Annotated in this window: 8 protein-coding genes; all 8 read left to right on the forward strand. The window is 57.8% G+C overall.

The annotated features are described in order from the left end of the window. Positions 1–2,286: outer membrane protein assembly factor BamA (bamA, locus tag ACQKP2_RS30165; RefSeq protein ID WP_427581982.1), on the forward strand; the 2,286-nt coding region annotated here is incomplete at its 5' end. 45 nt (positions 2,287–2,331) lie between these two features. Then, positions 2,332–2,835, forward strand: a complete 504-nt coding sequence (locus tag ACQKP2_RS30170) for an OmpH family outer membrane protein (protein ID WP_096513162.1) — start codon at positions 2,332–2,334, stop codon at positions 2,833–2,835. 3 nt (positions 2,836–2,838) lie between these two features. Next, the gene (gene lpxD, locus ACQKP2_RS30175) at positions 2,839–3,894 is read left to right on the forward strand and encodes a UDP-3-O-(3-hydroxymyristoyl)glucosamine N-acyltransferase (protein WP_427581983.1); all 1,056 of its coding nucleotides are present in this window, start codon (positions 2,839–2,841) and stop codon (positions 3,892–3,894) included. Positions 3,895–4,002: 108 nt separating this feature from the next. Beyond that, positions 4,003–4,443, forward strand: a complete 441-nt coding sequence (gene fabZ, locus ACQKP2_RS30180; RefSeq protein WP_409317623.1) for a 3-hydroxyacyl-ACP dehydratase FabZ — start codon at positions 4,003–4,005, stop codon at positions 4,441–4,443. After that, complete coding sequence (gene lpxA / locus ACQKP2_RS30185; protein ID WP_427581984.1) at positions 4,440–5,216, forward strand: acyl-ACP--UDP-N-acetylglucosamine O-acyltransferase; 777 nt, start codon at positions 4,440–4,442, stop codon at positions 5,214–5,216. The genes fabZ and lpxA overlap by 4 nt, the downstream gene beginning before the upstream one ends. Positions 5,217–5,218: 2 nt before the next feature. Further along, entirely contained in the window at positions 5,219–6,349 is a 1,131-nt protein-coding gene (gene lpxB, locus ACQKP2_RS30190) for a lipid-A-disaccharide synthase (RefSeq protein ID WP_427581985.1), read from the forward strand. A gap of 11 nt (positions 6,350–6,360) precedes the next feature. After that, a complete protein-coding gene (rnhB, locus tag ACQKP2_RS30195) occupies positions 6,361–6,990 on the forward strand; it encodes a ribonuclease HII (protein ID WP_427581987.1) in 630 nt (209 codons plus the stop codon). A 72-nt stretch (positions 6,991–7,062) separates the two neighbouring features. Beyond that, positions 7,063–10,584 (forward strand): DNA polymerase III subunit alpha, encoded by a 3,522-nt coding sequence (gene dnaE, locus ACQKP2_RS30200; RefSeq protein ID WP_427581986.1) that lies wholly within the window; start codon positions 7,063–7,065, stop codon positions 10,582–10,584. The last annotated feature ends 211 nt before the right edge of the window (positions 10,585–10,795 follow it).

Genomic DNA, 10,795 nt, shown 5'->3' on the forward strand with positions numbered 1-10,795 from the left:
CCCGTATGCCGCTGGTACAGAAGCTGGTTACCGAGTTCTTCGGTAAAGAAGCTCGTAAAGACGTCGGCGGATGATCGTCGCCTGGTGGAGTCCACTCGTGCGTTGTTTAAAACCGGTTTCTTTCAAGATATCCAGCTGGGCCGCGATGGCAACGTCCTGGTCATTACGGTAGTCGAACGTCCGTCCGTTGCCAGTATCGAAATCGAAGGCAACAAGGCGATCTCCACTGAAGACCTGATGAAGGGCCTCAAGCAGTCCGGTCTGGCCGAAGGCGAGATCTTCCAGCGCGCCACCCTCGAAGGTGTGCGTAACGAACTGCAGCGCCAGTACGTCGCTCAGGGCCGCTACTCGGCTACCGTCGATACCGAAGTGGTACCGCAACCCCGCAACCGCGTCGGGTTGAAGGTCAACATCAACGAAGGCACCGTTGCGGCGATCCAGCACATCAACGTGGTGGGTAACACGGTTTTCCCGGATGAAGACCTGATCGATCTGTTCGAACTCAAGACCACCAACTGGCTGTCGTTCTTCAAGAACGATGACAAGTACGCCCGTGAAAAACTCTCCGGTGACCTGGAGCGTCTGCGCTCCTACTACCTGGACCGCGGCTATATCAACATGGATATTGCTTCGACCCAGGTTTCCATCACCCCGGACAAGAAGCACGTCTATATCACCGTCAACATCAACGAAGGCGACAAGTACACGGTACGTGACGTCAAACTGACCGGTGATCTGAAAGTCCCTGAAGACCAGGTCAAGTCCCTGCTGCTGGTGCAGAAGGGCCAGGTGTTCTCGCGCAAGCTGATGACCACCACCTCTGAATTGATCACTCGCCGTCTGGGTAACGAAGGCTACACCTTCGCCAACGTCAACGGCGTGCCACAACCGCACGATGATGACCACACCGTGGATATCACCTTTGCTGTCGATCCGGGCAAGCGCGCTTACGTCAACCGCATCAACTTCCGCGGCAACACCAAGTCGGAAGACGAAGTACTGCGTCGTGAAATGCGTCAGATGGAAGGCGGTTGGGCTTCGACCTACCTGATCGATCAGTCCAAGACCCGTCTTGAGCGCCTGGGCTTCTTCAAGGAAGTGAACGTTGAAACGCCAGCCGTACCGGGCGTCGATGACCAGGTGGATGTCAACTACAGCGTCGAGGAGCAAGCCTCGGGTTCGATTACCGCCAGTGTCGGTTTCGCCCAGAGTGCCGGTCTGATTCTTGGTGGTTCGATCACCCAGAACAACTTCCTGGGCACCGGTAACAAAGTCAGCGTCGGTTTGACCAAGAGCCAATACCAGACTCGCTACAACTTCGGTTTCGTTGACCCCTACTGGACTGCCGATGGTGTCAGCCTGGGTTACAACGCGTTCTACCGCACCACTGACTACAAAGACCTCGACGTCGATGTGGCCAGCTATGCCGTGGACAGCCTGGGCGCGGGTGTGAGCGTCGGTTACCCGATCAGTGAAACATCGCGTCTGACCTTCGGCCTGACTGCGCAACAGGACAAGATCAAGACCGGTATCTACACCGTCGACGAGATTTTCGATTTCGTTAACAAGGAAGGCGATCAGTACCTGAACTTCAAGGCTTCGGCCGGCTGGTCCGAATCGACCCTGAACAAGGGCGTGCTGGCTACCCGCGGTCACTCCCAGAGCCTGGTGCTGGAATCCACGACGCCAGGTAGTGACCTGTCGTTCTTCAAACTCGATTATCGTGGCCAGGTGTTCCAGCCATTGAATGACAGCTACACCGTGCGCCTGCATACCGAATTGGGTTATGGCGATGGTTATGGCTCAACCGATGGCTTGCCATTCTACGAAAACTACTATGCTGGTGGTTTCAACTCGGTTCGTGGCTTCAAGGACAGCACTTTGGGTCCGCGCAGTACGCCAAGTACCGGCAAGAACCCTGGTACAGCATTCGACCCGGACCAGGATCCGCTGCCGTTCGGTGGTAACGTCTTGATCCAGGGTGGTGCGGAATTGCTGTTCCCTCTGCCGTTCGTCAAGGACCAGCGTTCCTTGCGCACCTCGGTATTCTGGGATGTGGGTAACGTGTTTGATTCCAAGTGTTCGTCGACCACGAATGCCGATGGATCGAAGTCCAATACGCAGTGCAACGACATCAGCTTGAGCAACATGGCCAGTTCTGTCGGTGTGGGTGTGACGTGGGTTACCGCGCTGGGTCCTTTGAGCTTCGCCCTGGCGACACCGATCAAGAAACCGGATAACGCTGAAACTCAAGTGTTCCAATTTTCCCTCGGTCAAACGTTCTAAGCGTCTGATCCAAGATAACGACAATGGATTTTGTAGGAGTGCATCGTGCGTAAGTTGACTCAATTGGTTCTCCTGGCTTCCGTACTGGTAGCAGGCCCGGCATTTGCCGACATGAAAATCGCCGTTCTGAACTACCAGATGGCTCTGCTGGAGTCCGACGCGGCCAAGAAGTACGCCGTGGACGCCGAGAAAAAATTCGGCCCTCAACTGACCAAGCTCAAGGCTCTGGAAAGCAGCGCCAAAGGCATCCAGGATCGTCTGATGGCCGGTGGCGACAAAATGCAGCAAGGTGAGCGCGAGCGCCTGGAGCTTGAGTTCAAGCAAAAGGCTCGTGACTTCCAGTTCCAGTCCAAGGAACTGAACGAGGCCAAAGCCGTTGCCGACCGTGAAATGCTGAAGCAGCTCAAGCCGAAACTGGATAGCGCTGTGGAAGAAGTCATCAAGAAAGGTGCTTTTGACCTGGTCTTCGAGCGTGGCGCAGTGATTGATGTCAAACCTCAGTACGACATCACGCGCCAGGTTATCGAGCGCATGAATCAGCTGAAGTAATCCATGACAGCGATCATTAAGCTCGGCCAATTGGCCGAGTTCCTCGGCGCCACCCTGCGTGGCGACCCGGAGAAAGCGATCACTGGGCTGGCCACCTTGCAGGAGGCTGGCCCAGCTCAATTGAGCTTTCTCGCAAATCCTCAGTACCGCAAGTACCTCGCCGGTAGCCAGGCGGCCGCCTTGTTGCTCAAGGCTGCTGATGCTGAAGGTTATGTCGGCAATGCGCTGGTGGTGCCTGATCCGTATGCCGCCTACGCCCGTGTTTCCCACTTGTTCGATCCCAAGCCCAAAGCCGCATCAGGCATTCATCCGACAGCAGTCATTGCGGCTGATGCGGTGATCGACCCGACGGCAAGTATCGGTGCCTTTGTGGTCGTCGAAAGCGCAGCGCATGTCGGTGCCGGTGCAACCATTGGCGCTCATTGCTTCATTGGTGCCCGAAGCGTCATTGGCGAAGGTGGCTGGCTCGCTCCGCGTGTCACCCTTTATCACGACGTGCGTGTCGGCAAACGGGTGGTGATTCAATCAGGCGCAGTACTCGGTGGCGAAGGCTTCGGATTTGCCAACGAGAAGGGCGTTTGGCAGAAAATTGCCCAGATCGGTGGTGTGCTGGTCGGCGACGATGTGGAAATCGGTGTCAATACCGCCATCGACCGGGGTGCACTGGCCGATACCATCATTGGCAATGGCGTGAAGCTGGACAACCAGATTCAGATCGCCCACAACGTTCAGGTCGGTGATCACACCGCCATGGCCGCGTGCGTGGGGATTTCCGGCAGCACCAAAATCGGCAAGCATTGCATGCTCGCCGGTGGTGTGGGGCTGGTGGGACACATCGACATTTGCGACAACGTCTTCATCACCGGGATGACCATGGTGACCCACTCGATCACCGAGCCGGGCGCCTACTCTTCCGGCACGGCAATGCAGCCTGCAGCCGAGTGGCGCAAAAGCGCGGCGCGCATCCGCAAGCTCGATGACATGGCGCGACGGTTGCGCCAACTGGAAAAGCAGGCTGGGGAAGTGACCCCTGGCGACAATGCTTCATCAGATGGCTGATACCATTTCCATATCAAGTATGCGCAGCCGCTGGATTGCGTCCTTGATTTGCTAGAGGGCTGTGCGTCAGTCGCGCGCTCCCAATTTTTACATAGGCTTCCCCCCGAAATGATGGACATCAACGAGATTCGCGAATACCTGCCTCACCGTTACCCGTTCCTGCTGGTGGATCGGGTGGTGGATCTGGATACGGAAGGCAAGCGCATTCGCGCCTACAAGAATGTCAGCATCAACGAACCCTTCTTCAATGGTCACTTTCCGGCTCATCCAATCATGCCGGGTGTACTGATCATCGAGGCGATGGCTCAGGCTGCCGGGATCCTTGGTTTCAAGATGCTCGACGTGAAACCGGCCGATGGCACCCTCTATTACTTCGTCGGCTCCGACAAGCTGCGCTTTCGCCAGCCGGTATTACCGGGCGATCAATTGATCCTCGAGGCGAAGTTCATCAGCTGCAAGCGCCAGATCTGGAAGTTCGAGTGCCAGGCTTCGGTCGATGGCAAGCCGGTCTGCTCTGCTGAAATCATCTGTGCGGAACGCAAGCTATGAGTTTGATTGACCCTCGCGCAATCATCGATCCGTCGGCCGTTCTGGCTGATGGTGTCGAGGTCGGCCCGTGGTCGATCATCGGCGCAGGTGTGGAAATCGGCGAGGGGACAGTCATCGGACCGCATGTGATTGTCAAAGGCCCGACCCGAATCGGTAAGCACAACCGCATTTACCAGTTTTCCTCAGTCGGCGAGGACACGCCGGATCTGAAATACAAGGGCGAAGAAACGCGGTTGGTGATCGGTGACCATAACGTCATTCGTGAAGGCGTGACGATTCATCGGGGAACCATTCAGGATCGCTCCGAAACGACCCTGGGCGACCATAACCTCATCATGGCCTACGCCCATATCGGTCACGACAGTGTCATCGGCAACCACTGCATCCTGGTCAACAACACGGCGCTGGCCGGCCATGTCCACGTGGATGACTGGGCCATTCTTTCCGGTTTTACACTGGTTCACCAATATTGCCATATTGGTGCCCACAGTTTTTCCGGCATGGGTACGGCCATTGGCAAGGACGTTCCTGCCTACGTTACGGTGTTCGGCAACCCGGCCGAGGCACGCAGCATGAACTTCGAGGGCATGCGTCGCCGCGGTTTCAGCGAAGACGCCATCCACGCCCTGCGCCGCGCTTACAAAGTGGTCTACCGTCAAGGCCTGACCGTTGAGCAGGCGCTTGCCGAACTGGCCGAGGCGTCGACCCAGTTCCCTGAAGTCGCGCTCTTTCGCGACTCCATTCAGTCTTCGTCCCGTGGCATCACTCGCTGACCATGGCCAGTCTGCGTATTGCGCTGGTGGCGGGCGAAGCTTCCGGCGATATTCTCGGTGCGGGTCTTATGCGCGCACTCAAGGCTCGTGACCCGGCAATCGAGTTCATCGGAGTCGGTGGTCCGCTCATGCAGGCTGAAGGCCTGAAGTCCTACTTTCCGATGGAACGCCTGTCGGTCATGGGGCTTGTGGAGGTATTGGGCCGGTTGCGCGAATTGCTGGCACGGCGCAAGAAGCTGGTGGCCGACCTGATCGAAGCGAAACCCGATGTGTTCATCGGTATCGATGCCCCGGACTTCAACCTCAATATCGAACTCAAGCTGCGCCGGGCCGGAATCAAGACCGTGCATTACGTCAGCCCGTCTGTCTGGGCCTGGCGTCAGAAGCGCGTGCTGAAAATTCGCGAAGGTTGCGACTTGATGCTGACGCTGTTCCCCTTCGAAGCGAAGTTTTATGAAGAAAAGGGTGTGCCGGTGCGGTTTGTCGGACATTCCCTGGCCGATGCCATTCCCCTCGAGGCTGACCGCGCCGCCGCGCGGGCCGAATTGGGATTGCCCGACGGGCCGCTGGTTGCACTGATGCCCGGAAGTCGTGGTGGGGAAGTTGGCCGTCTCGGTGCGCTGTTTCTCGACACCGCGCAACGTTTGCGGGCCATGCGTCCCGGCGTGCGGTTCGTCATGCCTTGTGCCAGTCCTGAGCGTCGCGCGCAGCTTGAGCAATTGCTGGTCGGTCGCGATCTGCCGCTGACACTGCTCGATGGCAAGTCGCACCTGGCCCTGGCGGCATGCGACGCGGTGCTGATTGCCTCCGGAACCGCAACACTTGAAGCCTTGTTGTACAAGCGACCGATGGTAGTCGCTTATCGCCTGGCTCCGTTGACGTTCTGGATTCTCAAGCGAATGGTGAAAAGCCCCTACGTGTCGCTGCCGAACCTGTTGGCCCAGCGCTTGTTGGTGCCTGAATTGTTGCAAGACGATGCGACGGTCGAAGCCCTGGCGCAGACACTGTCGCCCTTGATTGAAGGCGGGCAGGAGCAGACCCGTGGTTTCGATGAAATTCACCGGACCTTGCGTCTGGATGCCTCCAATCAGGCGGCAGATGCGGTGCTCAATCTGATCGGTCGGAAACAATGAGTAAGACAAGTATGCAGATGGGGCTGGATTTCACCCTGGTAGCCGAAGCTGAAGATCTGGTTGCCGGCGTCGATGAAGTCGGTCGCGGGCCACTCTGTGGCGCAGTCGTGACCGCCGCTGTGATCCTTGATCCGAATCGTCCCATTCTGGGGCTCAATGATTCGAAGAAGCTCACTGAAGCCCGTCGTGAAAAGCTCTACGACGAAATCTGCGAAAAAGCTTTGAGCTGGTGTATTGCCCGTGCGGAAGTCGAAGAAATCGACGAGTTGAACATCCTGCATGCCACCATGCTGGCCATGCAGCGCGCTGTGGCCGGGCTGCATATCCAGCCAAAACTGGCGATGATCGACGGTAACCGTTGTCCGATCCTGCCGATGCGAGCCGAAGCGGTGGTGCAGGGCGATGGCAAGGTTCCTGCCATCGCGGCAGCGTCGATTCTGGCCAAGGTTAGCCGTGACCGGGAAATGGCCGCCTTCGAATTGATTTATCCAGGCTACGGTATCGGCGGCCACAAGGGCTATCCGACCCCCGTTCATCTGGAGGCGCTTATGCGCCTTGGACCGACTCCGATTCACCGACGTTCGTTTGCTCCGGTACGCCTGGCGTACGAGGCACGGACAAGCCCCCAGCTGCAAGGCTGATTTTTTTTGCCAAGGCCCGGTACAATCCGGGCCTTGTTGTCTTCACGTCTCTGGTTTCTAGACAGGATCACCATGCCGGCTTCATTCGTTCATCTACGCCTGCACACTGAATATTCCCTGGTTGACGGTCTGGTGCGGATCAAACCGCTGGTCAAGAGCCTGGTCGGCATGAACATGCCTGCCGTAGCGGTCACCGATCAAAACAACATGTGTTCGCTGGTCAAGTTCTATAAGGCCGCCATGGGCGCCGGGATCAAGCCGATCTGTGGTGCCGACCTGTGGCTGTCGAACAAGGACCCGGATGGGCCGTTGAGCCGGATCAGCCTGCTGGTGATGAATCCCGAAGGCTACCGTAATCTCACCGAGCTGATTTCCCGCGGCTTCATCGAGGGGCAGCGCAACGGCTTGATCATCATCGAGCGTGAGTGGGTGGTCGAGGCCAGCGAAGGCTTGATCATGCTGTCGGCGGCGAAAGAGGGTGAGATCGGCCAGGCCATCATCAATGGCAATATCGACGAAGCCCAGGCCCTGGCACGTGAATGGATGGCGGTGTTCCCGGATCGTTTCTATCTGGAAATCCAGCGCACCAATCGCCCCAACGATGAAGAGCAATTGCACGGTGCCGTGGCCCTGGCCGAAAAGCTCGGCGCGCCGCTGGTTGCAACCAACGATGTGCGTTTCATCAAGCAGGAGGATTTCGCCGCTCACGAAACCCGCGTTTGCATCGGTGAGGGCCGCGCGCTCGATGATCCGCGGCGCTCGAAGAACTACAGCGATCAGCAATACCTGAAAAGCGCCGACGAAATGGCGCAGTTGTTCAGCGACATTCCCGACGCGCTGGAAAACACCGTAGAGATCGCCAAGCGCTGCAACATCGACGTGAAGCTGGGCACGCACTTCCTGCCCAATTTCCCGATCCCCGATGGCATGACCATCGATGAGTATTTCCGCAAGGTTTCGTTCGAGGGCCTGGAAGAACGTCTGGCGGTTCTGCTGCCAAAAGACACCACGGAAGATTACGACGCCAAGCGTCAGGTCTATGTCGACCGGTTGAATTTCGAGCTGGATATCATTATCCAGATGGGCTTTCCCGGATACTTCCTGATCGTGATGGACTTTATCCAGTGGGCCAAGAACAACGGCGTGCCGGTAGGGCCCGGCCGGGGATCGGGTGCCGGTTCGCTGGTGGCCTATGTGCAAAAGATCACTGACCTCGACCCGCTGGAATACGATCTGCTGTTCGAGCGTTTCCTGAACCCCGAGCGGGTCTCCATGCCCGACTTCGACGTCGACTTCTGCATGGACGGTCGTGACCGGGTGATCGATTATGTGGCCGACAAATACGGTCGTAACGCGGTAAGCCAGATCATCACCTTCGGCTCCATGGCGGCCAAGGCAGTGGTCCGCGACGTGGCGCGGGTGCAGGGCAAGTCCTATGGCCTGGCCGATCGCCTGTCGAAGATGATCCCGTTCGAAGTCGGCATGACGCTTGAAAAGGCCTTCGAGCAAGAGGAAATCCTGCGCGACTTCCTCAAGGTCGATGAGGAAGCCGCAGAAATCTGGGACATGGCCCTCAAGCTCGAAGGCGTGACCCGTGGTACGGGTAAACACGCCGGTGGCGTGGTGATCGCGCCGACCAAGTTGACTGATTTTTCGCCGATTTCCTGCGATGAAGAAGGTGGCGGTCTGGTCACCCAGTTCGACAAGGATGACGTCGAGGCGGCGGGACTGGTGAAGTTCGACTTCCTCGGATTGCGGACCCTGACGATCATCGACTGGGCGTTGAAAACCATCAACCGCGACCGCGCCAAGGCCAACGAGCCGCCGCTCGACATTGCGTTCATCCCGCTGGATGACAAACCGACATATACGTTGCTGCAAAAAGCCGAAACCACGGCAGTGTTCCAGCTCGAGTCCCGCGGCATGAAGGAGCTGATCAAAAAGCTCAAGCCCGACTGCCTGGAAGACTTGATCGCATTGGTGGCACTGTTCCGCCCGGGTCCGTTGCAATCGGGCATGGTGGATGACTTCATCAACCGCAAGCACGGTCGCGCCGAATTGGCGTACCCGCACTCTGACTACCAGTACGACGGCCTCAAACCCGTATTGGCACCGACCTACGGCATCATCCTGTATCAGGAGCAGGTGATGCAGATTGCCCAGGTGATGGCCGGTTACACCCTGGGTGGTGCCGACATGCTGCGTCGCGCCATGGGTAAGAAGAAACCCGAGGAAATGGCCAAGCAGCGCGGTGGTTTCATCGAGGGTTGCGCCACTAACGGCATTGATGCCGACCTGGCCGGTAACATCTTTGACCTGGTGGAAAAATTCGCCGGCTACGGCTTCAACAAGTCCCACTCCGCCGCCTACGGCCTGGTGTCCTACCAGACTGCCTGGCTGAAGGCGCACTACCCGGCGCCGTTCATGGCGGCGGTACTCTCGGCGGATATGCACAACACCGACAAGGTCGTGACCTTGATCGAAGAAGTGCGCACCATGAAGCTTCGCCTTGATGCACCGGATGTGAACGCCTCGGAGTTCAAGTTCACGGTGAACGAAGAAGGCCGGATCATTTATGGTCTGGGTGCAATCAAGGGGGTTGGCGAGGGGCCGGTCGAAGCCATCACCGAAGCGCGATTGGATGGTCCGTTCAAGGATCTGTTCGACTTCTGTGCACGTGTCGATCTCAAACGCATCAACAAGCGCACCCTCGACGGCTTGATTCGCAGCGGTGCGCTGGATCGTCTGGGGCCCTATTTTCACGACGAATCCAAAGCCTACCAGGCCAACATCGACCGCAACCGCGCGGTACTGCTGGCGGCCATGGAGGAGGCGATCAAGGCGGCGGAACAGACCGCCCGTACCCATGACAGCGGTCACGCGGATCTCTTCGGCGGGTTGTTCGTCGAAGAGGATGCAGACGTCTACGCCAATCACCGCAAGGCCAAGGAGCTGACCCTCAAGGAACGGCTCAAAGGTGAGAAAGATACCTTGGGCCTGTACCTGACCGGCCACCCGATCGACGAGTACGAAGGTGAAATCCGCCGTTTTGCCCGTCAGCGCATCATTGATCTGAAACCGGCGCGTGATACCCAGACCGTTGCCGGCATGATCATTGCGCTGCGGGTGATGAAGAACAAGAAGGGCGACAAGATGGGGTTCATCACCCTGGATGACCGTTCCGGCCGGATCGAGGCATCGCTATTCGCCGATGCTTTCCACTCCGCGCAATCGCTGTTGCAGACGGATGCGATGGTGGTGGTCGAAGGCGAAGTCAGCAATGACGACTTTTCCGGTGGCCTGCGGTTGCGGGTCAAGCGGGTGATGAGCATGGAGGATGCGCGTACCAACCTGGCCGAAAGCCTGCGCTTGAAGGTTCATACCCAGGATCTCAAGGGTGATCAGCTACGCTGGTTGGGCGACTTGTTCAAGCGTCATCGCGGGGCGTGTCCGATTACCATGGAGTACACCGGCACCGATGCAAAAGCCTTGCTGCAGTTCGGCGAGAGCTGGCGAATCGATCCGGCGGATGCGTTGATTCAAGCCTTGCGTGACCAGTTCGGGCGAGACAACGTCTTCCTCCAATACCGTTGATGGCCAGGTGCAATTTCTTGTCATAAAGAAGGCGACTGGCCCCAACCCGAATTTTTAATCTCGACCTGAACGCGCCTCTCCCTTAAGGTAGGGCGCGAATAGACAATCGGCCGGCCCAAGATCACTTGGGACTCGACCCAAGACGGACGCCTATGAACCCGAATTTTCTAGATTTCGAACAGCCGATCGCCGACCTGCAAGCCAAGATCGA

This window comes from Pseudomonas sp. NPDC089569 (genome assembly GCF_050280625.1).
Taxonomy (GTDB): Bacteria; Pseudomonadota; Gammaproteobacteria; order Pseudomonadales; family Pseudomonadaceae; genus Aquipseudomonas.

What these genes read in the sequence shown, in the direction of transcription:
- rnhB (WP_427581987.1), top strand. Translation starts at nt 6,361, where the DNA reads ATGCAGATGGGGCTGGATTTCACCCTGGTAGCCGAAGCTGAAGATCTG.
- lpxD (WP_427581983.1), top strand. Translation starts at nt 2,839, where the DNA reads ATGACAGCGATCATTAAGCTCGGCCAATTGGCCGAGTTCCTCGGCGCC.
- lpxB (WP_427581985.1), top strand. Translation starts at nt 5,219, where the DNA reads ATGGCCAGTCTGCGTATTGCGCTGGTGGCGGGCGAAGCTTCCGGCGAT.
- dnaE (WP_427581986.1), top strand. Translation starts at nt 7,063, where the DNA reads ATGCCGGCTTCATTCGTTCATCTACGCCTGCACACTGAATATTCCCTG.
- fabZ (WP_409317623.1), top strand. Translation starts at nt 4,003, where the DNA reads ATGATGGACATCAACGAGATTCGCGAATACCTGCCTCACCGTTACCCG.
- lpxA (WP_427581984.1), top strand. Translation starts at nt 4,440, where the DNA reads ATGAGTTTGATTGACCCTCGCGCAATCATCGATCCGTCGGCCGTTCTG.